Raw genomic sequence first — 26,327 nt, 5'->3', positions numbered from 1 at the left:
GGAAGCGTGATGGGGAGGGTCCTCGCGCCTCGGCCAGGGACTGGAGAACCGGAATGACTCGCATCGCGGCGCCCCGTGCGCTTCCCGCGGCGGCCAAGCGCGCCCTGCGGATCATGTTCATCGCCAGGCATGTCCACTGGGACGGCGGCCTCCACCCGACCGACGGCACCCACGCCACCTATCATCGCGAGATGCGCGCGGTGCTGGAGGGGATGGGCCTCGATCTCCATCTCGCCGACGGCTACGAGGCGCTGTTCGCGGCGCCCGACGTCGACTTCGTCTTCCCGCTGCTCAACCGCGGCGGCTTCCTCAATTCGGAGATGCTGCTGCCGCTGCTCTGCGAGCGGCGCGGCATCCCCTATCTCGGCGCCAGCCCGATCCTGCGCGGCCTGTCCGACGACAAGCATCTCGCCAAGCGGGTCGCGGTCGCGCGCGGCCTGCCGACCGCGCCCTGGGCATTGTTCCGGCGCGGCGCGCCGATCGACCTGTCGCTGTGCCCGCCGGCCGCCAGGCACGTCGTCAAGCCCAACGCCTCCTCGGCGAGCTGGGGGATCAGCGCCGCCCACGACCTGGAGGACGTCCGCGCCGCCGTCGCCCGCCTCCACAAGGAAGGCCATGACGTGATCGTCGAGCCCTTCGTCCCCGGCCACGACATCGAGGTGTCGGTGATCACCCTCGACGGCGAGCCGTTCATCCTGCCGGTGCAGATCGTCGAGCAGGACGACCCCGGTTATCTCCGCACCTATCTGGAGAAGCGCAACCTGATCGACGACCAGGCCTATGCGATCCGGCCGCTCGACGACGACCGCCTCCGCATCGAGGCGACGCGCCAGGCAATCGAGATGATGAAGGAATTCCTGCCCTTCGACTATGGCCGCTTCGAGTTCCGCCTGAACGCCGCGACCGGCGCGCTGAGCTTCATGGAGGTCAACCTCAACTGCAACCTCTGGTCGCGCAAGACGATCGCGATGGCGGCGGCGCAGATCGGCTGGAGCCATGCCGAGCTGGTCGAGACGATCCTGACCGAGAGCCTCGACCGCCACGGCCTGCTGCCGGCCGAGCGGGTCCCCGATCGTGTCGCGGCCTGAGGCGGGCTTCACCGCGATCGTCCTGTCGGCGCAGCGCGCCGGCCGGGTCGATCCGCTCGCCGCGGCGCACGGCCTGTCGCACAAATGCCTGGTCCCGGTCGGCGGCGCGCCGCTGATCGCGCATGTCGCGGGCGCGCTGTCCCGGACGCCAGGCTGCCGCCGCATCATCATCGTCGTCGAGCCGGCGATGTTCGGCGCGCTGCGCCTCCTGTTGAAGGACGGCCCGCCGCCGGTCGATTTCGTCGCGGCGGCCGACAACCTCGCCGACAGCGTGCTCGCCGCGACCGACGGGATCGACGGGCCGATCGTCGTCACCACCGCCGACAATGTCCTGCTGCGCCCCGACGCGGTGCGGCGCATGGTCGAGACGCTCGATCGCGGCGCCGACGTCGCGCTGGCCATGGCGACGCGGGCGGCGGTGCTCGGCGCGCATCCCGAGGGGCAGCGGCGCTTCTACGCGTTCCGCGACGACGCCTATTCGAACTGCAACCTCTACGCCTTCGCCGGCCGCCAGGCGGCGACGGCGGCGGAGAGCTTCCGCAGCGGCGGCCAGTTCGCCAAGAAGCCGCTGCGGCTGGTGGCCGCCGCCGGCCTCGCCAATGTCGTGCTGATGCTGCTCGGCCGGCTGTCGCTGGCGGGGGCGCTGGCGCGGCTCGGCCGCCGCTTCCGGCTGCGCATCGAGCCGGTGATCCTGGCCGACGGCGCCTGCGCGATCGACGTCGACAATGAACGGACCTGGAAGGTCGCCTCGGTGCTGCTCGAAGCGCGCGAGAAAAGCACGCGCGCCGGCGCACGGACGATGGCGCGGGTGATCGAGGCCGCCGCCTAAACCCCGACCCGGTTGGCGATCGGCACGAGCAGGTTGCGCAGCAGCACCGGCAGCACGCGCGCCAGCGGCAGGGCCTTGGGCGACGACAGCGGCAGGACCAGCTCGTCCTCGGCCGTGCCCATCGCCCAGCGCGCAGCCTCGCGCCCGGCGAGGATGCCCAGCGTCAGCCCGGCGCCGTTGCACCCGGTCACGCCGACCAGCCCCTCCCCGCCCCGGATCAATCGCGGCAGGCCGTCGGGGGTCAGCGCGACCCGGCCCCAGGACAGCGTCTCGAAGGGCGGCTGCGACCAGCCGGGAAAGGCGCGCGCGAGCCGCCGCCGGGCGGGGCCGGGGGCGCGGTCGAGATCCGCGCGCAGCCCGTTCATCAGGAAGCTGACCAGCAGCCGCCCGTCCGCCGTCACCGCCGGCGAGAAGACCGCCTTGTCGTCGAGGTCAGCGATCGGCCCGCCCCGGGGCAGCAGCGCGGCGGCGCGGTCGGGGAGCGGCGCGGTGGCGGCGATCGCGACCGGCGCGGCATAGACGGTGCGGGCGAGTGCGGGCCAGGCGGGCAGCCCGGCGCTGCCGGTCGCGACGATGACGTGGCGCGCGGCGACGCCGCCGCCGGCGCTGCGCGCTTCCCAGCCCGCCGCCAACCGGCGCAGCGCCGTCACCCGGCTGCGGCTATGGACGATCGCCCCGGCGCGGGCGGCCGCGAACGCGAGCCCGTCGACCAGCCGCGCCGGATCGATGATCCCGCCGTCGACCCAGCGATAGCCGCCGGCATAGCGGTCCGACCCGACCAGCCCGCGCAGCTCGTCGCGATCGACCCGCTCGACCCGCGCGCCATAGGGTTCCCACTGCGCATAGAGGCCGGCGGCAGCGGCGAGGCTCGCCTCGCTGCGGTGGACGGCGACGAGGCCGTGGCGCGCCTGCGCGTCGATGCCGAGCGCGGCGATCCGGTCGAACAGCCAGCGGCCCGACGCCGCGACCCTGTGGTTGAGCCGCGCGCCGCGCACGGCGCCGAGCGTCGCCGCCACCTGTTCGGGCGTGCGGCGCGCGCCGTACATCAATGGCGCGACCTGCCCGGCGCTGGCCGCCGACGCGCCGTCGCCGATCTCCCCGGCTTCGAGCAGCACGACCGAACGCCCCGCCTCCGCCAGTTCGAGCGCGGCGGCGAGGCCCGCGAAGCCGGCGCCGATCACCAGCACCTCGGCGGCGAGGTCGCCCGCCAGCGGCGCCGGCCGGATGCTGGGCGGATCGACCCGCCAGACCCGGCCGGGCGGCGTCACAGGACGGCCGTCACTTCGATCTCGACCATGCATTCGGGGAAGGCCAGCCGCCGCACCTCGACCGCCGTCGTCGCCGGATGCCAGCCGGCATAGGCGTCCATGCGGACCCCGTTCGCGGCGATGAACGCGTCCATGTCGGTGACGTAGATCGTCTCGCGCACGATATTGGAGAGGGTGGCGCCGAACGCCGCCAGGGTGCGGCGGATCGCGTCATAGGCCGCGCCGATCTGGCCGCCCATGTCGCCGGCATGGAGCGGCGCGAAATCCTCGTCGAGGCTCAGCGAGCCGGCGATGTGGAGCGTGTCGCCGACCCGCACCGCCTGGGCATAGCCGAACGCCTTCTCGCCGCCGGGCCGGAGGTGGAAGCCCTGCGCCGCCATCAGAAGCGCACCCGCGCTTCGACGCCGAAGGTGCGGCCGGGATCGGGCTGGACCGCGTCGGTGCCCAGCGGCACCAGCGCCACCGAGAAGATGTAGCGCGAGAAGGCCGAGGTCGCGTAGCGCCGCTTGAGCAGGTTGCGCCCGAACACGGTCACCGCCCAGCGGTCGGCCTCCAGCCCGATCTGCCCGTCGAGCAGCCCGAACGCCTTCTGGTACAGGTAGAGGTCGGGATTGGTCGGCAACTGGAAATCCTGGAACGATTCGCGCCCGGTCAGCTTGTAGTCGGCCCGCACCCGCAGGCTTAAGTCGTCTTTTAGGGGGAGGCGGTAGCCGGTCCCGAGGTTGAGGGTGTATTTCGGGGCGTTGGGAAGCTGCTGCCCGACATAGGCGCTGGTGACGCCGTCGAAGTCGTGGATCTTCGCGTCGACATAGCCGAAGGCGACGTTGACGTCCCAGAAGCGGGTCGGCCGCGCGACCACGTCGAATTCGAAGCCCTTGATCCGCGCTTCCCTCGCGTTGAGCGATCCCTGCCCGAAGGTCGCGGGGTCGAGCTGGAAGATCTGCGGGTTGAGATGCTGGGTGTAGAAGGCCGCGACATTGGCGCGAACCCGCCGGTCGAACAGGCTGGTGCGCAGGCCCAGTTCGTAATTCTTCGACACCTCCGGCGCGACGACGCGCGGGAAGCCGGGGCCCGCCGACACCGGGTTGAACGCCCCGCTCTTGAAGCCCTGCGAATAGGTTCCGTAGAGGGTGAGCGCCTCGGTCGGGCGATAGGACAGGCTGAGCTTGGGCTGGAGCCGCGAGAAGGTCGCCGTGTCGACGACCCCGGCGGCCCTGTCGTCCTGCCGTCCGTCGATCGTGTCGTAGCGCAGCGCGGCGGTCAGCTCGATCCGGTCGGTCAGGTCGTAGTTGAGCTGGCCGAACAGCGAATATTGGTTGAAGCGGCTGGCATAGTCGGCGAGCGGCGTCGTCAGCACCCCGCCCGAGGTGAAGCCGCCGCCCGGCGCGAAGCAGGTCCCGGCGAACAGGCAGAGGTCGAGCGTGACGACGTTGCGGATCGCGCGCGTCGTCCGCTGGTAGTAGCCGCCGAGGATGTAGCGCAGCGGCTGGTCCCCGGCGGACGTCAGGCGCAGCTCCTGGCTGAAGCCCTTGGTTCGGCGGAGCTGGTTGGTGTCGGGCACCAGCGGCAGGGGCGACACCTCGATATCCTCGTGGAAGTCGACCTTGATGTCGTCATAGGCGGTGATCGCGGTCAGCGTGCCGATCGCGGTGTCGAGATTGACCAGCATCGACAGGTCGGTGACCTTGCGCCGGGTGCTCGACGGGCCGTCATAGTCGGGGTTGCGGCCGGCGATGTCCTCGGTGATCGCGCCGCCGGTCGTGCCCAGCACGTCGAAGCCGCTGAAATAGACCGAGCCCGCCTTCTCGTCATACCAGGAGGCGCGCAGGTCGACCTCCAGCCCGTCGCTCGGCTGCAGGATCACGCGGCCGCGGATGCGGAACTGGTCCTGCGGATTGGCGGGCTTGCCGGTCAGGTCGTTGTCGATCGTCCCGTCGCCGTTGCGATAGAGGACGCTGAGCCGCGCCAATATCTTGTCGCCGGCGATCGGCCCGCCGATCGCGCCGAAGGCGCGGAAGATGTCGCCGCTCTCATAGCCGATCTCGGCCTTGCCCTCGATCGTGTCGGTCGGGCGCGGCGTGGTGATGTTGATCGCGCCGGCGATCGCCCCCTTGCCGTAGAGCGCGCCCTGCGGCCCCTTCAGCACCTCGAGCCGCTCGACGTCGCTCAGGTCCATGGTGAAGGCGTCGGCGTCGGGCAGGATCACCCCGTCGACCGAGAAGGCGACCGCCGCCGCCTGGTTGCGGTTCGATCCCAGGCCGCGGATCGAGATGTTGTTAGTCGCGGCGTCCTGGTCGGCGGTGATGTTGACGTTGGGCGTGAGCTGCAGGAAGTCGCCGATCGTGTCGAGCCGGCGCTCCTCGATCACCGCCGGCGAGAAGGCGGTGATGGTGTCGGGGACGTTCTGCAGATTCTCCTCGCGGCGCCGCGCGGTGACGACGATCGTCCCGATCTCGCCATTGTCGGCGCCAGTCCGGTCCTCGGCCGGCGGCGCGGCGGCGGCCGGCGACGGCAGCGCCGCGACGGTCGCCGTCGCCAGAAGTGCGGCGACGATGCGCCGGTGGTTTCCACGTCGTTCCATGTCGAATCTCCCCCCTCGACTGTGTTTGGTTGCGTCGTTGCGCGCGATCAGATCAGCCCGGCCGGCAGCGGGGCCTCCTCGCGTTCATTCTCCCAGGCGGCGGCGAGGATCAGCCAGCGCCCCTCCTCCCGGACCAGATGGGCGAAGGTCACGCCGCGCCGGCCGATCCCGTCGATCGTCGCGACGAAGCCGCTGCATACGCTGGCGAGGTTGCCATAGCCCTCGACCCGGTGGCCCAGTTCGACCTCGTCGAGGCTGCCGACCGCGCCGGAGGAGCGCTGCCCCTCCATGGCGGCGACGAAGGCGTCGAGCGGCACCGGCGTCGCCGCCCCGCTCCCCATCGGCACCAGCATCGCCTGGCGGTGGCAGCAGCGGCGAAAGGCGTCCCAGTCGGGCGCCCTGGCCGCGCTCCAGCCGACCGCCGCGTAGAGGCGCGGCAGGACGGCGCCGATCTCGGCCAGGTCGGTTTCGGTCAACAGGCTCATATCCCCTCCCCCTTTCGGTCCGCCGCCTAGCTGATGTGGCCGGCGGACGGATGGGCGCGCGGATGGGCGCGCAGATAGTCGAAGAAGCGCGCCAGCGTCCGGTCGCTGCGGGTCAGCGTCCCCGGCTTGAAGCGCGCGCGCCGGACGATCGGCAGGTCCTCGGTGGCGATGCCGACCTCCAGGTCGTACATCGCGTCGAGGAAGGCGCGGGTGCCGTCCGGATCGGCGGGATCGTCCTCCACCGCCACCGCGAAGAAGAGCCGCGACCGGCCCGGCCGCGGCAGGCCCATCGGCGCGACGAAGCCGAACCAGCGGCCGTCGAACGCGCCATGCTGCCAGTAGATGCTGGTGCCGTAGATCCCGACCGCGAAGCCGATGGGCGTGCCGTCGCGCATCTTGCCCTGGAACTGATAGTTCATCGAATGGGTGGTCCATTCGACCTCCCCATGCGGTTCGCCCCCGTCGAAGCTGATGCCGTGGACGACCTGGATATGCTGCATGTCGGGCGTGTTGCAGCAGATCACCCAGGGATCGACCGGCATCTCGACGTCCCATTCGCCGACCTTCCACACCAGCCCTTCGGGCGGCTTCGGGAAATCGGGCAGCTCGAACAGCGGCTCGGCGCCGTTGAAGACGAAGACGCAGCCATATTTCTCGGCGGTCGGAAAGGCGAACAGCTTCGCGGTCGGCGGCACCGGATCGCCGGACTCGGTCGCGACGCACCGGCCGTCGGGCCCGTAGCGCCAGAAGTGGAAGGGGCAGCGCACCGTGCCGTCGACCATCTCCCCGGTGCAGAGATCGGCGCCCATATGCGGGCAATAGGCGCTCAGCACCCGTGCCGCGCCGTCGGCGTCGCGCAGCGCGACGACCCGGCCGTCGAGGAAATCGAAGCCGCGCACCTCGCCCGCCTTCAGGTCGGCCGACAGGCAGAGCGGGAACCAGCTCTGGGTGAACAGCCCATCCTCGCCTTCGCGGAGAAGCGCAGAAGATCGGCGTGGAGCAGCGGATTTGGCCAAGGCTTCCATCATTTTCCTACGAATCCATCAATGATCACAGCTTATGACTACGATTCGATCATGTTGTCAATCTTCATATACGATATCCGCAATCATATTGACTTCCTGTAACGGATTTCGCAGATATTGAGCATCAAAGCTACGTAAGGCACAGAAAGCACCCCCATTGGCTCCAGGCAGGATCACTCGCATGCCCGCACATTCCGACGCACCGAAGCGCGCTCGCGCCCCCAGGGACGGCGGCGAGGACGGCTCGCCCGAGGGCATCGAACTCAACCGGAAGATCATCGCCCTGCTCCAGCAGGACGGGCGCATGGCCTATTCGGCGATCGCGGCGCAGGTCGGCGTGTCGGAGGGGACGGTGCGCAACCGCGTCCGCCAGCTGCTCGACGACAATGTCATCACCATCCAGGCCGAGGCGCACCCCTATGCGCTGGGTTACGAGTTCAACGGGCTGACCTTCGTCAAGGTCGCCGCCGGCGTCCCGATCGACGACGTCGCGAAGCGGCTCTCGGCGATCCCGGAGGTCTATTACCTGATCATGGTGCTGGGCCGCTTCGACCTGAGCATCGCCACCTACCACAAGTCCCAGGACGATTATCGCGACTTCCTGACCACCCATTTCTACGGTCAGCCCGATATCGCCGGGATCGAGAACAGCCTGGTCCTGAAGGTCCACAAGATGAAGCTGCAATGGGACCTGAACGGCTGAACCGACGCAGCGCCACAAGGGAGCAAGCATATGGTCGTCAATGAACGCGCCTCGAAGATCGACGCCCCGGCCGCGCGGGTCTGGGAACTCGTCTCCACCGCCGAAGGGCAGCGGCTGGCCGGCCGGGGCTTCGTCGGGGAGATGGCGTTCACCGGCGCGGGGCTGGGCATGGTCCGCCGGATGCGGACGCAGGGCCATCTCGGCGACGGCGTCGTGGTCGAGCGCTGCGACCATTTCGACGACGCCGCGATGGAGATGACCTACCGGATCGTCGACACCGGCGGGATCGTCCCCTTCGCCGACTATCGCGGCGCCGCCAAGGTGATCCCCGCCGGCGACGGCGCCAGCGTGCTGCTGCTGCGATCGACCTTCATCCCGGTCGACATGGGCGAGGAGGAGGCGAAGCGCCTGTCGGAGATGAACTTCGCGCTGTTCTTCGACAATGTGAAGGCGGTGGTCGCCGAGGCGGCCTGATGCCGCTGCTCGCCACCGCGACCGGCAACGCCTTCGCCCATGTCGCCTATCTCGCCTGGTGCGCCGACACCGGCGAGGCGGCCGCGATCGATCCCTATCAGGTCGACCTGGTGCTGGAGACGGCGCGGGCCAACGGCCTGACCGTCACCCGCATCGTCAACACCCATGAACATTGGGACCATGCCGGCCGCAACGCGCAGCTGCGCGAGGCGACCGGCGCCGAGGTGCTGGCGCCCAGGGCCGCCGCCGGGGTGATCGAGACGGTCGACCACATGCTGGCGGAGGGCGACGAGATCGTCGTCGGCACAAGCTGCCGGCTGCGCGTGATCGAGATGCCGGGCCACACCATGACCCATGTCGGCCTGCTCGGCGAGGGCGCGGACCGGGGCGAGGACGAACCCTTCCTGCTGTGCGGCGACACGCTGTTCGGCGCCGGGGTCGGCAATGTCGGCCATGGCGGCCACGGCCCGACCCTGTTCGCGACGGTCGACCGGCTGCGCCGGACGCTCGACCCGCGCACCCGCCTCTATCCGGGCCACGACTATCTCGCCCGCAACCTCGGCTTCACCCTGCGGCACGAGCCCGACAACCGGGCCGCGCGGGCCTTGCTCGAAACGATCGGCCCGGCCCCGCGCTTCACCACCATGGCCGAGGAGGAGGAGATCAACCTGTTCTTCCGGCTCGACCAGCCGGCGGTGCGGGCGGCGTTCGGCGAGGCCGACCGCGAGGCGCGGTTCCTGGCGATCCGCCGCGCGCGCGACCTGTGGTGATCGGGGCCCGGCCGCCGGCCTGATCAGAGGCCCTCGCCCTCGACCCAATGGGCGTGGCTCAGGCGGCGGGCGACGGACCAGCTCTGGACCCGGATATCGGGGACGGCGACGATCTCCCAGAAGGCGCCGCGCGTGATCGGGCCGAGCGCGAGCAGGCGCGGATGGGCCCGCCCTTCCGCGTCGATCGTCTCGGCCTGGGCGGTGACGTCGATGCCGAAGCGGTGCGGATCGGGGCGGACCTGCCCCGCCGCCAGCAGCCCGCGCAGCAGCGGCTCGCGGGTGCGCAGCAGGTCGCCCTGCGGCCCGGTGCAGTTGATCGCGCGCCGCACGACGAGCCGCTCCGCCGCGCCGCCATGGCGGGGCCGCCAGGCGACGGCGAGGCGGCCGTCGCGGGCCTCGACCGCATCGATCTTCCCGGCGACCGCGCGGAGGCGGCCGGCGGCGCGGAGCGCGTCGAGCCGCGCGGCGACCTCGGGGGCGAGCCGGTGGCGATGGACATCCCACCAGGGCCGCAGATGGCGCAGGAAGCGGGTCTGCTCGGCGAGCGGCGCGGACAACCACATCGCCTGGGTGTAAGGGCGCAGCTCGTCGACGGCGGCCCGCCAGCCGACCGCGCGGGCGCGCTCGCGCACGAAGCGGACCAGCGCCGACCCGTGCATCGCCGGCTTCTCCGCCAGCGACGAGGACGGCATCGCGCCGTCGCCATGGACGCGTGGCGCCAGCCCGCGCCGCGAGATGGCGACGATCCGCCCGCGAAACCCCTGCGCCTCCAGGCTCAGCACGACGTCGACCATGGTCAGCCCGGTGCCGACGACGAGGACGCTATCCTCCGCGTCCAGCCCCGACGCCAGCGCGCCCGCTTCGGGGCCGGCCCAGGGATCGGCGACATAGAGATCGGCCGGCAGCGCCGCGACGGCGAAGCCGGGCGGATCGTGCGGCGGCAGGTTGCCGAGCGCGAGCACCGCCGCGTCGGCGGCCAGCCGCTCCCCGCCGGCGAAACCGACGGTGACGCCGTCGTCGCGCACCGCCAGTTCGATCGCGTCGTCGCGCCGCAGCGTCAGCCGCCCCGGCGCGGCGCGCATCGTCGCCTGGAGCAGCTCGCCCAGATAGCGGCCATAGTCGCGGCGCGACGCGAAGCTCTGCGGCCGCCCCTTGCCGGCGGCGGCGAGCCAGCGGACGAAATGGTCGGGATCGTCAGGCAGCGCGCTCATGTTCGCCGCCCGGACGTTGAGGAGATGGGCCTCGTCGGGCGTCGAATAGGCGACGCCCCGCGCGAAGCTGCCGCGCCTTTCGATCAGGGTGACGCGGGGCCCGTCGTGCCGCAGCAGGTTGATCGCCTGCAAGCTGCCCGAGAACCCCGCGCCGATGATCGCGACATGCCCTATGCGCGGCGGCGCGCCCTTATCCGTCATGCATCAGAATTTGACCGAAACGCGCCCATAATAAAAGCCGCCGCTGAGACCGAACGGCGCGAAATTGCCATAGGCGCCCGATCCGTCATAGGCGATCAGCCCGTTGCGGTCGGGATAGACGTCGAACAGGTTGTTGGCGCCCGCCGACAGCGTCACCCGCTCGCTCAGTTCGTAGCTGACGTCGAGGTCGGTGACCCATTTCGCGCCGAACCGCCGGTCGCCGCTCGCGACGTTGCTCGATTCGACATAGCTGCCGTAGCGCGTGACGCGGAGCAGCGCGTGGAAGCGGTCGAGGCTCCAGTCGTTCGACAGCACCAGCTTGGTGCGCGGCAGCGCCGCGACCAGGTCGCGCTGCGCCTGGCGGCCGAACAGGGTGACGTTGAGCGGCGCGAGCTGCGCCGGATTGTCGATGACCTTCAATATCTTCGTCTTGTTGTAGCTATAGGCGGCGTTGAGCCGGAAGCTGCCGAACCCGGCGGTGCGCACCGTATATTCGGCCACCACGTCGACGCCGCGCGTGCGCGTGTCGATCGCGTTGGTGAAGAATTGCGCGCTGTCGACATTGGCGACGCCGTTGGCGATCAGGATGTCGCGGATCGCGGTGCCGCCGTTGGAGGCCGTGCCGAGGAACTCGGTCTTGACGATGCGGTCGTCGACCCGGATCTGATAGGCGTCGACGGTCAGCCGCGCCGGCCCCCGCTCGAAGGTGAAGCCGCCGGTGAAGTTGAGCGACTTTTCGGGCTTGAGCGGCTTCGCCCCCAGCGCCAGCGCGGCGATGCTGTTGACCGGCAGGAATTTGGAGATGGTGCTGACCCGGTTGTTGCCGATCACCGTCACCGTGTTCTGCGTCGTCGAGAAGGCGGTCTGCGCCAGCGACGGCGCGCGGAAGCCGGTGTTGACGCCGCCGCGCAGCGCGAAGCCGGGGGCGATCTCGTAGCGGGTCGAGAATTTGCCCGACACGGTGTCGCCCGCGCTGTCGTCATAATGCTCGAACCGCCCCGCCACGCCGACGAACCAGCCCTTGGTGATGCTGGTCGACAGGTCGACATAGGCGGCCAGGTTGTTGCGGCTGATCGAGCTCTGGTCGGCCGGCGAGGTGCCGGTGAAGGAGACCAGCCCCGGCGACGGCGATCGCCCGCCATAGAGCTGTCCGAAGGGGGTGCCGTCGGCCGGGATCACATAGCCGCCGTCGCGATAGCTGTCGGGCTCCCCGGCGATGTTCTGGAACTTCTCCCAGCGATGCTCGACGCCGACCGCGACGGACAGCGGCTCGGCCAGGCCGATGTCGTAGTCGCGGCTGAGATCGACATTGTTGACCCACAGCGCCTGGACCTGCTTGCCCATGAAGAAGCTGGTCTTGCTCGACGGCCCGAGCGAGGGGTTGAGCGTGCCGACCGCGCCGAGCCGGACATGGTCGCGGCCATAGCTCGACGAGACGTCGAAGTCCCAGGCGCCGATCGTCCCCTTCAGGCCCAGCGTCCCCTGCCCGTCCCATTCGCGGATGCGCCGGCGCGCCTGGAAGCCCGACGGATAGACCTGCGGCAGCACGGTCTGGCCCTGGACGTTGGCGAGGCCGCCATAGCCGGTCGGCGCGGCGAAGGCCGAGCCGCGCTTGTCGTCGATGTCGCGGTAGCTGAGCGTCGAGAAGCCGTAGAGCTTGAGCGCGTCGCCGACCGGCAGCTCGGCGTTGAGCGAGCCGTTGATGATCTTGTCGCGGTTCGACCGGCCATAGCCGCCGGCGATCAGGTGATCGGCATTGGCCTCGCGCGGGTCGGGCGCGCCGTTGATGAAGGGGTAGATATAGGGCACCGGCTCGGCCGAGCTGTCGGCGCGGTCGTGATATTTGCCCTCGACCGCGAAGCGGACGAAGCCGCCGTCGCCGATCCGCGTGCCATAGCCGATCTGCTGCTGGAGCAGCGCGCCGCCCTTCTCGTAGAGCTGCCCGGCGGTCGAGCTGAACTCGCCGCCCTCGGGCGAATCGTCGAGGATGATGTTGATCACGCCGGAGATCGCGTCCGATCCATATTGGGCGGCGGCGCCGTCGCGCAGCACCTCGATCCGGCCGACCGCGTTGGTCGGGATCAGGTCGATGTCGACCGGCGTCGAGCCGCCCGAGATGCGCGAGAGATTGTTGATCAGCGAGGTGGTGTGCCGCCGCTTGCCGTTGACCAGCACCAGCAGATAGTCGCCCGACAGCCCCCGGATCGAGATCGGCCGCACGCTGGCGGAGGTGCCACCGCCGCCGAGCGCGGGCATGGTCAGCGACGGCACGATCTGGCCGAGCACCTCCTTCAGGCCGGTGCGCCCGGTCGCCTTCAACTCAGCCGGCTGGATCACGTCGATCGGCACCGGGCTGTCGGCGACGGTGCGGACGCTGCGGCTGCGGGTGCCGGTGACGATGATCGTCCCGCCGTCCGCCGCCGCGTCGTCGGCGGGCGGCGCGACGATGTCGGCGGGCGCTTCGGCCGCGACGGCCAGGGCAGGGGTGGCGAGGGCCAGCGCCGCGGCGCCGGTCAGGAGGATGGTCTTCATGTGTCTTGTCCCCAATCTGCGTGCTGTCGGGGCGCACGCCGCCTCTCCCCGAAGCCCCTCGGCTTCGCGGTCGTCGGCCCCTGTTGGTTGGCTGGAGGTCGTCTAGTTCGCTGCCGCGACCTTCCCGGTGAAGAATGACCGGTCGAACCCGTCGGCCAGGGCGCGGTCGCCCTTGACGGCGCCGGCCGTCTGGAAATCGTCGAGCACCTGCCGCTGCTCCGCGATCAGCGCATCGTCGATCGGCACCAGGGTGCGCGCGTTCTTGAGCGCGTAATCGCGCGCGATCTCGATCGGCAGGCCGGTCTCGCGGGCGAGCACCACGCCATAGGGGCCGGGATTCGCCCGCGCCCAGGCGAGCGCCTTCGCCTCGCGCTTGAGAAAATCGGCGAGGATCGCCGGCTTGGCGCGGATCGCCGCCTCATTGGCGACGTCGAAGCCATAGCCCTTCACCAGGTCGTGCCCGTCGGCGATCGTGCGGGCCCCCTCCTTGAAGGCGGGGAGCAGATAGGGCGCCCAGGTCGCCCAGCCGTCGATCGCGCCCGAACTGAACGCGGCCTTGGCGTCGCCCGGCGACAGGAAGACGAAGCTCACCCAGTCGGGCGGCAGCTTCGCCTGCTGTAGCGCCCGGATCACCAGATAATGGCCCACCGAGCCGCGCGTCGTCGCGATCTTGCGCCCTTTCAGGTCGGCGAGCGAGCGGACGGGCGACCCCTTCGGCACGACCAGCGCGAGCGCGCCGACCGGCCGTTCCTCGACGAACTGCGCGCCCACCGCCTTGATCCGGCTGCCGCTCTGATAGGCGAAGACGAAGGGCGCGTCGCCGACCACCCCGACGTCGACCGCGCCGCCGCCGATCGCCTCCAGCAGGTGCTGGGCCGCCGGGAATTCGGACCATTCGACCCGGTAGGGCGCGCCTTCCAGCGCGCCGCTGGCGAGCAGCACCGCCTTGGTGCCGCCACGCTGGCTGCCGACGTGGAGCACGGTCGTGTCGCCGCCGGCGTCGCGACCACAGGCCGCGAGCGCCAGCAGGGCGGCGAGGGCGAGCGCTACCTGCTTCACGCGACCGCCTTTTCCTCGCCGCGCTCGGCGTCGCGCCGCGCCACCCGCTCATGGACCAGCGGCAGCAGTTCGCGGCCATATTGGATGGCGTCGCCGAGCGGATCGAAGCCGCGGATCAGGAAATGGTCGATGCCGAGGTCGTAATAGTCGATCAGCGCGTCGGCGACCTGCTCGGGCGTGCCGACCAGCCCGGTCGAGTTGCCCTGCGCGCCCGCGACGGCGGCGAGCCCGGTCCACAGCCTTTTGTCGGCGCGATAGCCGGCGCGCGCGGTCTGGAGCAGCCGCTGCGACCCGGCGTTGGGCGGGGCATGGTCGCTGGTCGCGACCGCGTTGCGCTCGCGGATCTCGCGGACGATTGCGACGATCTCGTCGGCGCGCTTCCACGCCGCCTCCTCGGTATCGGCGAGGATCGGCCGCAGCGACAGCGAGAAGCCGGGCCGGCGGCCGTAGCGCGCGGCCGAGGCGCGGATCGTGGCGACCGCCTCGCGCACCTGCTCCTGCGTCTCGCCCCACAGCGCGTAGACATCGGCGTGGCGGCCGGCGACGTCGATCGCCTCGGGCGAGGAGCCGCCGAAGAAGACCGGCAGGTTCTGCGGCTTCACCGCCGCGAAGCCCTGGCGGATGCGGTAGAAGTCGCCGTCATGGTCGAACGGCGTCTCGGCCGTCCATTCGCGGCGCAGCACCGTCAGATATTCGTCGGTGCGGGCATAGCGCTGCGCCTTGTGCGACTCGTCGCCGTCCTTGGCCATCTCCGCGTCGGCGCCGCCGGTGATGATGTGGACCGCGACGCGCCCGCCCGAAAGCTGGTCGAGCGTCGCGAGCTGGCGCGCGGCGACGGTCGGCTGGGTGAAGCCGGGGCGGTGCGCGATCAGGAAGCCGAGCCGGGTGGTGATCGCCGCCGCGTGCGCCGCGACGATCTGGCTTTCGGGGCTGTTCGACCCGAACGGGATCAGGACGCGGTCGAAGCCGCCTTCCTCCTGCGCCCTGGCTGCCGCCTCGACATAGTCCTTGTCGAGCGCGCGGATCTGGCGAAGGCTGTGGATCTCGCTCTCATTGTTGAAACCGATATAGCCGATGAACTTGACGGGCATGGATGCCTCCTTGGCGGGACTATCAAAGGGTGGAAGGGAGGGCGGGCGCGGTCATTCGGCCGCTTCGAGCAGGCCGGCGCCGGCGACCGCGTCGGCATAGGAACCGCTCGGCGCGGTGACGCCGAGATGGGCGAGCAGCCGGCGGCGCAGGTCGCGCACGCTGGCGGTGCGCCGGCCGCGCTCGGCCTCGATCCGCTCCTCGGCGACGAACCGCCCCTTGGCGAGCACCAGCACCCGGTCGGCGAGCGCGATCGCCTCGTCGACGTCGTGCGTCACCAGCAGCACGGCGGGCCGGTGCGCGCGCCACAGGTTGAGCACCAACTCGTGCATCCGCAGCCGGGTGAGCGCGTCGAGCGCCGCGAAGGGTTCGTCGAGCAGCAGCAGTTGCGGCTCGCGGACCAGCGCGCGGGCGAGCGCGGTGCGCTGCGCCTCGCCGCCCGACAGGGTCAGCGGCCAGGCGTCGACGCGGTGCGACAGGCCGACCTCGGCCAGCGCCGCCTCCGCCCGTTCCCGCGCGCGCCGGCCGGGCAGGCCGAGGACGACGTTCTTCCACACCCGCTTCCACGGGAGCAGGCGCGAATCCTGGAAGACGACGGCGCGCGCGCTCGGGATCGTCACGTCCTGGCCGTCGGCTTGGTCGAGATTGGCGAGGGTGCGCAGCAGCGTCGTCTTGCCGCTGCCCGAATGGCCGAGCAGCGCGACGAACTCGCCGGGCGCGATGTCCAGGTCGAGTCCATCGATGACGACGGTCTCGCCGAAGGTGCGGGAGAAGCCGCGCAGCCGCACGACGGGCTGGAGCTGGCCGACGCGGGGGAACAGGGACACGGTCATGGATCAGGCCTCCACCAGCTTGGGGCGCCAGGCGAGCGCGCGGGTTTCGACGATGCGGACGAGCAGGTCGGCGGCGAGGCCGAGCAGCGCGTAGACCATCAGGCAGACGACGATGATGTCGGTGCGCATGAAGTCGCGGGCGTTGTTGACGAGGAAGCCGAGCCCGGCGCTGGCGTTGATCTGCTCGGCGATGACCAGCATGACGATCGAGATGGTCAGCGCGTAGCGCAGCCCGACCAGCAGCGAGGGCAGCGCGCCCGGCAGGATGACGTGGACGATGAGCTGCCAGCGCGTGAGGCCGAAGCTCAGCGCGCCTTCGACCAGCCTTTTGTCGACGCCGCGGATGCCGTTGTAGAGGTTGAGGTAGAGCGGGAACATCGCGGCGAAGGCGATCAGCGCGATCTTCGGGGTCTCGCCGATCCCGAACCAGACGATGAACAAGGGCGCCAGCGCCACCACCGGGATCGTCCGCTTGATCTGCATCAGCGGATCGACCAGCGCCTCGCCCTGGCGCGACAGGCCGGCGACCAGCCCCAGCGACACGCCCAGCGCGACGCCGATGCCGAGCCCCGACACGACCCGCCAGAAGGACACCGCCAGGTTCGACGGCAGCTCCCCCGAGCGGATCATCGCGAACAGCGTCGCCAGCACGGCCGAGGGCGCCGCCAGCGTGTGGCCGGGGATCAGCCCGGCGCGCGACGCTGCCTCCCACAGCAACAGCAGCAGGATCGGCGACAGCCAGCGCGATCGCAGCAAGGCCGCGACGATCGACGGGCGCGGGACGGAGGGGACGGAATGGGTCATGCCGTCAGCCTCGGCCAAAACTCTATCGATTCAATAGAGTTTAGCTGCTAAGACCTATTAGTATTGCTTCACCGGAGATCGGAAAGCCTGGAAATCCGGGATTTCCGTCCCGGATCGGGCAGGCCTGACAGAAAGGCTTTAGGGCCTGAAAGCTGTGCTGCCTGCCTCCTGGAAAAGGATGGGAAATGGCCGTCAACCTGCCGACCAACATGCTCCGCAGCTTCGTCGCGATCGTCGACGCGGGATCGATGCTCAACGCGGCCGAGCGGGTGTTCGTGACGCAGAGCGCGCTCAGCCTGCAGATCAAGCGGCTCGAGGAATTGGTGCAGAAGCCGCTCTTCCACCGCGAGGGCCGCCGCCTCGCGCTCACCGCGGCGGGCGAGCTGCTGCTCGGCTATGCGCGCCGGGTGCTGGCGCTGCATGACGAGGCGCTGGCGGCGGTGACGGCGGGGCAGTTCGCCGGGCCGGTGCGGGTCGGCATGGTCCAGGACTTCGCCGACCTGCTGCTCTCGGGGCTGCTCGCCCGCTTCTCCGAACTCCACGCCGACGCGCAGATCTTCGCGCGGGTGGCGGGCACCGCCGAGCTGCAGGAGATGCTGGCGCGCGGCCAGCTCGACCTGCTGATCGGCTATGCCGCGCCGGGCGACGCCCATGCGGTGCGCACCGCGCCGAGCATCTGGTTCGGCGACGACGCGCTGACCCTGAAGGCCGAACTGCCGCTGGCCGTGCTCGAAAAGCCCTGCCGCTTCCGCGAGGCGGCGATCGCCGCGCTCGACGCGGCGGGGCGGCCATGGCGGATCGCGGTCGAGACGCCGAACCTGTCGACGCTGCGCGCCGCGATCGCCTCCGGCCTGGGGGTCAGCAGCCGGACCGGGCTGTTCCTGCGCGACCTTCCGGCCGTCACGCCCGGCCTGCTGCCGCCGCTGCCCGACGTGGCGTGCATCGTCGCCCGGGCGCAGCCCGATCGCGCGGCGGCGGGCCATCTGCACGAACTGGCGGTGGAGCTGATCGCCGGCCTCTGATCCGGACCGGCTTCGATCAGGCCGCGATGATGCCGCGCCCCTCGGCCTTGGCCTGGTAGAGTGAGCCGTCGGCGCGGTGCAGCGCCGCGTCGACGTCGCGTTCGCCGTCGAGCACCGACGCCATGCCCATGCTGACGGTCCAGCCGACCGCGTCGTCGGCATGGGACTGGAGATGGGCGCGGAGCCGCTCGGCGAAGCGGCCGGGATCGGGGCCGCCGGCGGGCAGCAGGATCGCGAACTCGTCGCCGCCCAGCCGGAACAGCTCGCCGCCCCCGGCCTGCGACAGCCGACCCGCCTCGCGGCCGAACAGCGCCAGTACCGCGTCGCCCGCGGCATGGCCGTGGCGATCGTTGATCGCCTTGAAATGATCGATGTCGATCGCGATCGCGGCGACGCCGGGCGTCAGGAAGCGCGGCTTCTGCGCCTCCAGCCCGGCGCGGTTCCAGGCGCCGGTCAGCGGATCGCGCAGCGCCGCCTGCCGCAACTGCCGCTCCGCGCGTTCGACCGGGATGGCGAGCAGGCCGAGGTTGATGATGCCGAGCAGGGCCTGGTCCGACAGCATGGCGAGCAGCGCCAGCGACTCCATCCCGCGCAGCACATGATATTCGCCCGCGATCGACAGGAGGAAGCCCGGAATATAGGCGAGCAGCCCCGCGCCCGCGATGCGATGGCCCGCCGTCCGCACCGTCCAGCGGCCCCACAGCAGCATCCCGCCGTTGATCGCGATCGACAGCGACAGGCCGAGCGCGTCGCCGATATTGGGCAGCAGGCTCGTCGCCGGCAGCCAGCCCTGGGCGACCGCCAGCCGGGGCAGGCCATGGCCCGCCCCGGCCGCGACGATCGGGATCAGCATCCACCAGGCGAAGGGCGGCCTGCCGTCGAGTCGGCGGGCACCCGCCAGCGGCAGCACGTTGCACAGCGAGAGCAGCGCGAAGAGCGGCATGGTGACGGCGACGGCATTGGGCGGCGTCAGGCTGAAGCTGAACATGACGGCGCCGTAGAGCAGCGAACCGGCGGCCCAGAAGAGCAGATGGCCCTCCGTCCGGTCGCGCAGCCAGAGCGCGCAGAACACCAGCCCGAACGCGGTCGAGGTCAGCATGCTGCACAGCCGCAGCGTATCGACGTCGGGAAAGATCGGCATATCGGTTCGACCTTGCTCCTTTTCCCATTCGGGATCAGCAAGATTCATCCGTGCCGAGGGGCGATGGCGTGTTGCGAAGCGGCCGACATTCGACGAAACAGCGCGGCGGACAAGGACGGAACCCCGCGATGCAGAACCAGGTGCAACCCTTTCGCGCGATCGAGATCAGCGGCCTCGCCCGCCGGCTGGCAACCGAGGGGCGCTCGGTGCTGCACATGGAGTTCGGCCAGCCGTCGATGGGCCCGCCGCGCAAGGTGCTCGACGTCGCCCGCGCCGCGATCGACAACGACCGGATGGGCTATTGGGAGAGCCCGGCGCTCAAGGAGCGGCTCGCCGCGCTCTATGCCGATCGCTACGGCGTCGCGATCGATCCGTCGCGCTTCCTGCTGACCTGCGGCGCATCGCCGGCGCTGGTGCTGGCGCTCAGCATCTGCTTCCCGGCCGGCGCCCGGATCGCGATGGCGCGCCCCGGATACGTCGCCTATCGCAACACCGTCCGGGCGCTCAACATGGTGCCGGTCGAGCTGCCCTGCGGCGCCGAAAGCCGCTTCCAGCTCACCGCCGAGGCGCTCGCCGCGATCGAGCCGGCGCCCGACGGCGTGATCATCGCCAGCCCCGCCAATCCCACCGGCACGATCATCGGCGGCGACGAGCTGCGCGCGATCGCCGCGGTCTGCCGGCGCCGGGGCATCCGCATCCTGTCCGACGAGATCTACCACGCGCTCAGCTATGGCGAGCCGTGCCGGTCGATGGCCGAATATGATCCCGACGCGGTGATCATCAGCAGCTTCTCCAAATATTATTGCATGCCGGGCTGGCGGCTCGGCTGGCTGCTGGTGCCGCCCGACCTGGTCGAGCGCGCCTGGTCCTATCTCGGCTGCCTGTTCCTCACCCCGCCGACGCTGAGCCAGCACGCCGCGCTGGCGGCGCTCGACGCCACGGAGGAACTCGACGCCAATGTCGCGGTCTATGCCGGCAACCGGGCGCGGCTGCTCGAAGCCTTGCCGCAGATGGGCCTGCGCCGCATCGCCCCGCCCGACGGCGCCTTCTACATCTATGCCGACATCGGCCACCTGACCGACGACAGCATGGGCTTCTGCCGCAAGCTGCTGCTCGACACCGGGCTGGCGACGGGACCCGGCATCGACCATGACCCGGTCGACGGACACCGCTTCTTCCGGCTGAGCTTCGCGATCTCGGCGGAGGAGGTCGAGCAGGCGTTGCAGCGGCTGGCCGACTGGCTGCCGCGCTAGAGCGATTTCTAGGCAGATGGAAACATCTGCCGGCTCGGAAATCGCGGTAAAACAACAATCTAGAGCGGCCGATCCGATGCAATCGGATCGTGAACCGCTCTAAGGCGGGGCCTATCGCTCGCGCGCCGCGAGCATCTGCTTGAGCCGACTGCGTTCCACGCTCAGGTCGGCGACGAGCTGGCGGAGCGCGGCATTCTCCTCCTGGAGCTGGCTCGTGCGGTCGGCGGGGCGGCCCGCCGGCGGGGGCGACACCGCGTCGGCGCCGGCCGGCAGTTGCGGCGGGATCGTCAGTTCCTCCGCCGCCGGCGGGGCGGCGATCGCGCGCACCATCATCTCCAGCGTGTCGGCGACCTCGCGCCGCGCCGCTTCGCTGGCCAGCCCGTTGCCGAATTCGATCTCCGACCGGACCATCATGTTCAGGAACATGCCGTGGCATAACGCAATGCGGTTATCCGCGCGGCGCGACTCCATCTTCAGCTCGTCGATGATGAGCTGGCGCACCCGGCCGATCGCGGGGGATATCTGCACCACGTCGACGATCGCGTCGCGATAGTCGATGTCCTGGTAGAAGGCGTAGAATTGCAGCAGGAAGCGGGCATAGGGGAATTGCCCGCGCTCGTCGCGCAGCGATATCTGCGGCACGCAGTAGATTTCGAGCAGCGTCCGCATGTCGCCCAACCGGCCCGTGGCCTCCGCCTCGCGGAGCATGACGGTGCGCTGCGCCTCCATCTGCTGGACGCGGTAGGTCAGCAGCGCCCGCACCAGTCCGGCGCGATTCTCGAAATGATATTTGACCGCGTTGTTGTTGCCGTTGCCGGCCAGCGCCGCGATCTTGCGCAGCGACGCGGTATCGATGCCCTCGCGCGCGAATTCGCGCTCCGCGGCCAGCAGCAGGCGCAGCCGCGCGTCCGAGACGGGGCCCGCCTGGTCCGCCGATTCGGGGCCTTGGTCCGATGATAGGGACGCCTTCGCGCGCATAAGCCCCTCCTTGCTGCCGGCCCTCTTATCCATCCGGCATTGACAATCCAAATTTAACACGACTATGTTAACTCATATAAGTTATTTATGCGATGGGGAGAGGGCGATGGCGCGACCGGGGCGGTCGATGCGGGCAGTGATGCGCATGCTGGCGGGCGGATCGCTGCTCGCGGCGAACCTGGCCTTCGCCGCCGCGCCGCCGCCCGTCGCGGGCGACGCCGCGCGCCCCGTCGCCGATCCGCCGGGCGCGCAGCATTTCGCCGGGATCACGCCCGCCACCTCCTCCGCGCCGTCCTGGCCGGAACAGCCCCACGCTCCGAAGGGCGCGCCCAACGTCCTGCTGATCCTGACCGACGACATCGGCTTCGGCGCGACCAGCACCTTCGGCGGCCCGGTCCCCACCCCGACCTTCGACGCGCTGGCGAAGGAGGGGCTGCGCTACACCCAGTTCAACACCACCGCGATCTGCTCGCCGACCCGCGCGGCGCTGCTCACCGGGCGCAACCCGCACGCGGTGGGGATGGGCCATGTCGAGAACACCTCGGCTGGCTACGAAGGCTATGATTCGGTCATCCCCAAATCCTCGGCCTTCATCTCGCGGATCCTGCGCCAGGGCGGCTACGCCACCGCCGCCTTCGGCAAATGGCACCTGACCCCGCAATGGGAGCAGAGCCAGGCCGGCCCCTATGATCGCTGGCCGCTGGGCCAGGGCTTCGAGAATTTCTACGGCTTCCTCGCGTCCGACAACAGCCAGTGGAACCCCACGCTGACGCAGGACAACAGCTTCATCGACGTGGCGACGCCGCCCGGCTATCATTTCGACGCCGACATGGCCGACCATGCGATCCGCTGGATCGCCGAGCGCAAGGCCAACGCGCCCGACAAGCCCTTCTTCGCCTATTATGCGCCGGGCACCGCGCACACGCCCAGCCACGCGCCCAGGGAATGGCTCGACCGCTTCAAGGGCCGTTTCGACAAGGGCTGGGACGCGCTGCGCGAGGAGATCTTCGCGCGGCAGAAGGCGCTGGGCGTGATCCCCGCCAACACGGTGCTGACCCCGCGCCCGAAGGAGCTGCCCGCCTGGAGCTCGCTCTCCGCCGACCAGCGCCGCCTCTATGCGCGCTACATGGAGGCCTGGGCGGCGTCGATCGCCTATATGGATTCGCAGATCGGCCGGGTGATCCAGTCGCTCAAGGACAGCGGCCAATATGACAACACGCTGATCATCTACATCCAGGGCGACAACGGATCGAGCGCGGAGGGCGGCATGGACGGCCTGCTGTTCCAGCAGTCGCTGCTCAACAACCATGCCGAGCAGCGCGCCTATGCGCTCAGCCGGATCGACGACATCGGCGGGCCCGACCTCTATCCGCTCTTCCCCGCCGGCTGGGGCTGGGCGACCGCCGCGCCGTTCAAATATTACAAGCAGATCGCCTCCTATTTCGGCGGCACCCGCAACGGCATGGTGATGAGCTGGCCGAAGGGGATCGCCGACAAGGGCGGCATCCGCGGCCAATATCATTTCGTCACCGACATCATGCCGACCATCCTGGAGGCGACCGGCGTCGCCCGGCCCGCGTCGGTCGACGGGGTCGAGCAGCGTCCGCTCGACGGGGTGAGCATGGCGTACAGCTTCACCGCCCCCGACGCGCCGTCGCACCGGCGGATGCAGGTGTACGAGATGGTCGATTCGCGCGGCATCTATCTCGACGGCTGGTTCGCCTCGATGCGGCCGACCCGGCAGCCCTGGACCTTCGACAAGCCCGCCGATCCCGACAAGACGCCGTGGGAACTGTACGACGTCCGCGCCGATTTCAGCCAGGCGCACGACCTGGCGGCGCGCTATCCCGATCGGCTGCGGACGATGCAGCAGCTCTTCTGGGCGGAGGCCGGACGCAACCACATCCTGCCGATCCTCGAGCCGACGATCCTGCCCACCGGCCGCCCCTCGCTCGGCACCGGCCGCACCGGCTTCCGCTATCCGCAGGGGATCACCCGCATCCCCGAGGACAGCGCGCCGCACATCATCGGCCGTTCCTACAGCGTGTCGACGACGATCGACGTGGCGGGCGCGCCCAACGGCGTCCTCGTCGCGCAGGGCGGCCGCTTCGGCGGCTGGGCGCTCTACTTCCGCGACGGGCGGCTGACCTACCACCAGAACGCGCTCGACCCGCGCCAGTATCGCGTCGTCAGCGATCGCGCGATCGGGCCCGGGCGGCACAGCGTCGAAATGCTGTTCAAGGCCGACAGCCATGCCCGCGGTGCGGGCGGCACGGTCAGCTTCACGATCGACGGCCAGCCGGCGGGACAGGGCCATGTGCCGCTGACCCTCGGCGGGTGGATCTCGCACATCGAGGGGCTCGACGTCGGCGTCGACACCGGCACGCCGGTCTCCGACGAGTACCGATCGCATGACAGCGCGTTCAACGGCCGGTTCGATGCACTGGAGATGAAACTGATCGATTGAACCGCGATCCGAAAACGGATCGAACCAGGGGAGAGGACTAGTGGGGAAGACGACCATCTTGCTGGGAAGCGTGGCGCCGCTGGCGCTGGCGATGCTGGCGGTGCCGGCACAGGCGCAACAGGACGCGGGGGCGCAGGGGAGCGCCGCCGAGGCGCCGACCGGCGGCGTCGAGGACATCGTCGTCACCGCGACGCGCCGCGACACCCGGCTGCAGCAGACGCCGATCGCGGTCTCGGCGATCACCTCCAACACCATCCAGCAGATGGCGCCGCGCGACATCGGCGACCTCGCCGCCTTCGTGCCGAACTTCTCGGCCAGCCGCATCCCGAGCTTCAAGGCGGCGGCGTTCGCGATGCGCGGCGTCGGCACCACCACGATCATCCCGTTCAACGACGCGCCGATCGGCGTCGTCGTCGACGATTTCGTGATGCCGTCGATCCAGACGCAGCTGCTCGACACGTTCGACATCGCCCAGATCGAGGTGCTGCGCGGCCCGCAGGGCACGCTGTTCGGCAAGAACACCACCGGCGGCGTCGTGGTGGCGCGCACCAAGCGCCCCGACCTCGGCGCCTTCGGGGCGCAGCTGCGCGGCGAGATCGGCGATTTCGGCACCCGCGTCGTCCAGGGATCGATCGACGTCCCGATCATCCAGGACGTGCTCGGCCTGCGCGTCGTCGGCAGCTACCGCCATTCCGACGGCTATATGTATAACAACGCCTGCTACGGCCCGATCACGCCGGTCGCCACCACCGCCTTCGCGCAATCCTATGCGGGGCGGACCGGCTGCGGCGACGGCCGCGCGCTCGGCGGGGACGAGATGTTCAACGGCCGGGTCAAGCTGCTGTGGAAGCCGACGTCCGGCATCACCGCGCTGCTGCAATATGAGATGGTGCGCGACTCGGGCGACGCGCCGGGGATCGTCAACCAGACGCGGCCGGGCTTCGTCTTCTACAATCTCGGCTTCCGCCCCGGCACCGGCAACCCGCTCAAGCGCGCGGGCGCCAGCGACGGCGATTTCGGCTTCAACGATTTCGACGCCGGCCAGGTCGTCAACAGCGACGGCGTCTACGCCAATGTCGATATCGAGATCGGGAAGGGGACGCTGAGCTCGGTCACCGGCTACCGGTCGCAGCGGTCGCGCCTGCCGGGCAATTTCGCCGGCGCGGTCAGCCCGATCCGGCTGTGGGACGCGTCGCGCGACGACAATCGCAAGACCTTCCAGCAGGAGCTGCGCTACGCGGTCGAGCTGTCCGACCGGATCAACCTGGTCGCGGGCGGCTTCTACCAGCGCGACAAGGTCGACTTCTGCGTCGCCTCGCTGCTCGGCTATCTCGACCTGCTGCGCGGCCCGTCGGCGGTCGGCAACTATGCCGACAATCCGCAGGTCGCCTGCAACAAGCAGCGCGCCACCTCGACCGCGCTGTTCGCCGAGGCCAATTTCGAGCTGACCGACCGGCTGACGCTGACCACCGGCGGGCGCTACAGCTGGGACAAGAAGCGCCTCGCCGCGCGGACCGCGGTGTTCGCGCAGCAGCTCGGCGGCGGGATCGATCCGTCGGTCACCTGGCGATCCTTCGACAGCCCGTTCGACTATGGCGATTTCGACCGCTATCCCGCCGGCGTGCTGCGCGAGCGCGCGAGCTGGAAGGAGCCGACCTGGCGCGCCAGCCTCAGCTACAAGGCGTCGCCGCAATTCTTCACCTATTTCACCTATTCGCGCGGCTACAAGGCGGGCGGGTTCAACGAGCTGGGCACGTCGGGCGTGCCGCTGATCCAGGCGCAGCTCGCGCCCTATGACCCGGAGAAGGCGGATTCGTTCGAGCTCGGCTTCAAGTCGGACCTGTTCGACCGCAGGCTCCAGCTCAACATCGCCGGCTTCCACGTCACCTATGACGACGCCCAGCGCCAGTTGCTCTTCCCGTTCACGCGCAGCGACGGCACCAGCTTCAGCGAGATCCGCTTCATCAACGCCGCCAAGATCGAGGTGAACGGCATCGAGGCGGAGGCGACGCTGGTCCCCACCGACGGGCTGACGCTGCGCGGCACGCTCGGCTATCAGGACGGCAAGTATAAGAGCTTCACCTCGCCCACCCCGACGGCGCGCAACCTGGTCGACGTGCCGCTCAACCGCACGCCGAAATGGCAGGCGTCGGGCAGTGGCAGCTACGACATCCCGATCGGCGGCATCGGCCGGATCACGCTGTTCGGATCGGTCACCTATCAGAGCCGCAGCCTGTTCAACTTCGACCTGAACAACCCCGCCAACGACGCCTATCTCGACGCGCGCACCCTGTTCAACGCGTCGATCGGCTTCACCGATGCCTCCGACCGCTATTCGATCCGGCTGGTCGGGCAGAACCTCACCAACCAGCTCTACCTCACCGGCGGACAGACGGTGGGCCAGCTCTTCACCCGCGAGACCTATGGCGCGCCGCGCTACGTCGCGGTCGAGCTCGGCGTGAAATTCTGATCGCATAAGCCTCCGACCTGGCCCCGGCGCGAGCCGGGGCCTTT

The 26,327-nt window shown here is 70.1% G+C and carries 22 protein-coding genes; 9 read left to right on the top strand and 13 right to left on the bottom strand.

Annotated features, from left to right (window positions below; genetic code table 11):
• Positions 1-53 precede the first annotated feature (53 nt).
• A complete protein-coding gene (locus tag HRJ34_RS20815) occupies positions 54-1,088 on the top strand; it encodes a D-alanine--D-alanine ligase family protein (RefSeq protein WP_208632283.1) in 1,035 nt (344 codons plus the stop codon).
• Positions 1,075-1,917 carry an NTP transferase domain-containing protein gene (locus HRJ34_RS20810; protein WP_208632282.1) on the top strand — a complete coding sequence of 281 codons (843 nt, stop codon included), beginning with the start codon at positions 1,075-1,077 and terminating at the stop codon, positions 1,915-1,917. The genes HRJ34_RS20815 and HRJ34_RS20810 overlap by 14 nt, the downstream gene beginning before the upstream one ends.
• Here HRJ34_RS20810 and HRJ34_RS20805 read toward each other — a convergent pair.
• The 5 genes from HRJ34_RS20805 to HRJ34_RS20785 are packed head-to-tail and all read right to left on the bottom strand — an operon-like array spanning position 1,914 to position 7,276.
• Positions 1,914-3,185: an NAD(P)/FAD-dependent oxidoreductase gene (locus HRJ34_RS20805; RefSeq protein ID WP_208632281.1), complete on the bottom strand. Its 1,272-nt coding sequence runs from the start codon at positions 3,183-3,185 to the stop codon at positions 1,914-1,916. The genes HRJ34_RS20810 and HRJ34_RS20805 overlap by 4 nt on opposite strands.
• Positions 3,182-3,565 (bottom strand): RidA family protein, encoded by a 384-nt coding sequence (locus HRJ34_RS20800; protein ID WP_208632280.1) that lies wholly within the window; start codon positions 3,563-3,565, stop codon positions 3,182-3,184. Before HRJ34_RS20800 ends, HRJ34_RS20805 begins: the two co-directional genes overlap by 4 nt.
• Positions 3,565-5,766 carry a TonB-dependent receptor gene (locus HRJ34_RS20795; RefSeq protein ID WP_208632279.1) on the bottom strand — a complete coding sequence of 734 codons (2,202 nt, stop codon included), beginning with the start codon at positions 5,764-5,766 and terminating at the stop codon, positions 3,565-3,567. Before HRJ34_RS20795 ends, HRJ34_RS20800 begins: the two co-directional genes overlap by 1 nt.
• Before the next feature lie 47 nt (positions 5,767-5,813).
• Complete coding sequence (locus tag HRJ34_RS20790) at positions 5,814-6,251, bottom strand: hypothetical protein (protein WP_208632278.1); 438 nt, start codon at positions 6,249-6,251, stop codon at positions 5,814-5,816.
• A 26-nt stretch (positions 6,252-6,277) separates the two neighbouring features.
• Positions 6,278-7,276: an aromatic ring-hydroxylating oxygenase subunit alpha gene (locus HRJ34_RS20785; RefSeq protein ID WP_020372110.1), complete on the bottom strand. Its 999-nt coding sequence runs from the start codon at positions 7,274-7,276 to the stop codon at positions 6,278-6,280.
• 181 nt (positions 7,277-7,457) lie between these two features.
• Between HRJ34_RS20785 and HRJ34_RS20780 the strand changes: the two genes are divergently transcribed.
• The 3 genes from HRJ34_RS20780 to HRJ34_RS20770 are packed head-to-tail and all read left to right on the top strand — an operon-like array spanning position 7,458 to position 9,223.
• Entirely contained in the window at positions 7,458-7,979 is a 522-nt protein-coding gene (locus tag HRJ34_RS20780; RefSeq protein ID WP_012048715.1) for an Lrp/AsnC family transcriptional regulator, read from the top strand.
• Between the two features lie 30 nt (positions 7,980-8,009).
• Entirely contained in the window at positions 8,010-8,453 is a 444-nt protein-coding gene (locus HRJ34_RS20775; protein WP_208632277.1) for an SRPBCC family protein, read from the top strand.
• Complete coding sequence (locus HRJ34_RS20770) at positions 8,453-9,223, top strand: hydroxyacylglutathione hydrolase (protein ID WP_029995134.1); 771 nt, start codon at positions 8,453-8,455, stop codon at positions 9,221-9,223. Before HRJ34_RS20775 ends, HRJ34_RS20770 begins: the two co-directional genes overlap by 1 nt.
• 23 nt (positions 9,224-9,246) lie before the next feature.
• Here the strand turns inward: HRJ34_RS20770 and HRJ34_RS20765 are convergent, their stop codons facing one another.
• The 6 genes from HRJ34_RS20765 to HRJ34_RS20740 form a co-directional block, all read right to left on the bottom strand.
• Positions 9,247-10,635: an FAD/NAD(P)-binding protein gene (locus HRJ34_RS20765; RefSeq protein ID WP_208632276.1), complete on the bottom strand. Its 1,389-nt coding sequence runs from the start codon at positions 10,633-10,635 to the stop codon at positions 9,247-9,249.
• Positions 10,636-10,638: 3 nt separating this feature from the next.
• A complete protein-coding gene (locus HRJ34_RS20760; RefSeq protein ID WP_208632275.1) occupies positions 10,639-13,167 on the bottom strand; it encodes a TonB-dependent receptor plug domain-containing protein in 2,529 nt (842 codons plus the stop codon).
• A 102-nt stretch (positions 13,168-13,269) separates the two neighbouring features.
• Entirely contained in the window at positions 13,270-14,226 is a 957-nt protein-coding gene (locus tag HRJ34_RS20755; RefSeq protein ID WP_208632274.1) for an ABC transporter substrate-binding protein, read from the bottom strand.
• On the bottom strand, positions 14,223-15,317 hold the full coding sequence (locus HRJ34_RS20750; protein WP_208632273.1) for an LLM class flavin-dependent oxidoreductase: 1,095 nt from the start codon (positions 15,315-15,317) through the stop codon (positions 14,223-14,225). The genes HRJ34_RS20755 and HRJ34_RS20750 overlap by 4 nt, the downstream gene beginning before the upstream one ends.
• A gap of 51 nt (positions 15,318-15,368) precedes the next feature.
• Positions 15,369-16,148, bottom strand: coding sequence for an ABC transporter ATP-binding protein (locus HRJ34_RS20745; RefSeq protein WP_208632272.1), 780 nt, complete (start codon positions 16,146-16,148; stop codon positions 15,369-15,371).
• A gap of 3 nt (positions 16,149-16,151) precedes the next feature.
• Positions 16,152-16,952 (bottom strand): ABC transporter permease, encoded by an 801-nt coding sequence (locus HRJ34_RS20740; RefSeq protein ID WP_208632271.1) that lies wholly within the window; start codon positions 16,950-16,952, stop codon positions 16,152-16,154.
• Between the two features lie 185 nt (positions 16,953-17,137).
• Between HRJ34_RS20740 and HRJ34_RS20735 the strand changes: the two genes are divergently transcribed.
• The gene (locus HRJ34_RS20735; RefSeq protein WP_012048724.1) at positions 17,138-17,974 is read left to right on the top strand and encodes a LysR family transcriptional regulator; all 837 of its coding nucleotides are present in this window, start codon (positions 17,138-17,140) and stop codon (positions 17,972-17,974) included.
• A 16-nt stretch (positions 17,975-17,990) separates the two neighbouring features.
• Here the strand turns inward: HRJ34_RS20735 and HRJ34_RS20730 are convergent, their stop codons facing one another.
• Positions 17,991-19,115 (bottom strand): GGDEF domain-containing protein, encoded by a 1,125-nt coding sequence (locus tag HRJ34_RS20730; RefSeq protein WP_208632270.1) that lies wholly within the window; start codon positions 19,113-19,115, stop codon positions 17,991-17,993.
• Positions 19,116-19,243: 128 nt separating this feature from the next.
• Between HRJ34_RS20730 and HRJ34_RS20725 the strand changes: the two genes are divergently transcribed.
• Complete coding sequence (locus HRJ34_RS20725) at positions 19,244-20,368, top strand: pyridoxal phosphate-dependent aminotransferase (protein ID WP_016745134.1); 1,125 nt, start codon at positions 19,244-19,246, stop codon at positions 20,366-20,368.
• 111 nt (positions 20,369-20,479) lie between these two features.
• Here the strand turns inward: HRJ34_RS20725 and HRJ34_RS20720 are convergent, their stop codons facing one another.
• The gene (locus HRJ34_RS20720; RefSeq protein WP_208632269.1) at positions 20,480-21,346 is read right to left on the bottom strand and encodes a TetR/AcrR family transcriptional regulator; all 867 of its coding nucleotides are present in this window, start codon (positions 21,344-21,346) and stop codon (positions 20,480-20,482) included.
• Positions 21,347-21,452: 106 nt separating this feature from the next.
• On the opposite strand from HRJ34_RS20720, the gene HRJ34_RS20715 reads away from it, so the two are divergent.
• Both HRJ34_RS20715 and HRJ34_RS20710 read left to right on the top strand, forming a co-directional pair.
• Complete coding sequence (locus tag HRJ34_RS20715) at positions 21,453-23,813, top strand: arylsulfatase (protein ID WP_208632268.1); 2,361 nt, start codon at positions 21,453-21,455, stop codon at positions 23,811-23,813.
• Between the two features lie 40 nt (positions 23,814-23,853).
• A complete protein-coding gene (locus tag HRJ34_RS20710; RefSeq protein WP_208632267.1) occupies positions 23,854-26,283 on the top strand; it encodes a TonB-dependent receptor in 2,430 nt (809 codons plus the stop codon).
• Positions 26,284-26,327: the final 44 nt, after the last annotated feature.

The sequence above is a fragment of the Rhizorhabdus wittichii genome (genome assembly GCF_017607425.1).
Lineage (GTDB): Bacteria > Pseudomonadota > Alphaproteobacteria > Sphingomonadales > Sphingomonadaceae > Rhizorhabdus > Rhizorhabdus wittichii.
The sequence above is the reverse complement of the archived record's forward strand: the minus strand, read 5'-3'. Positions and strand labels throughout refer to the sequence as shown.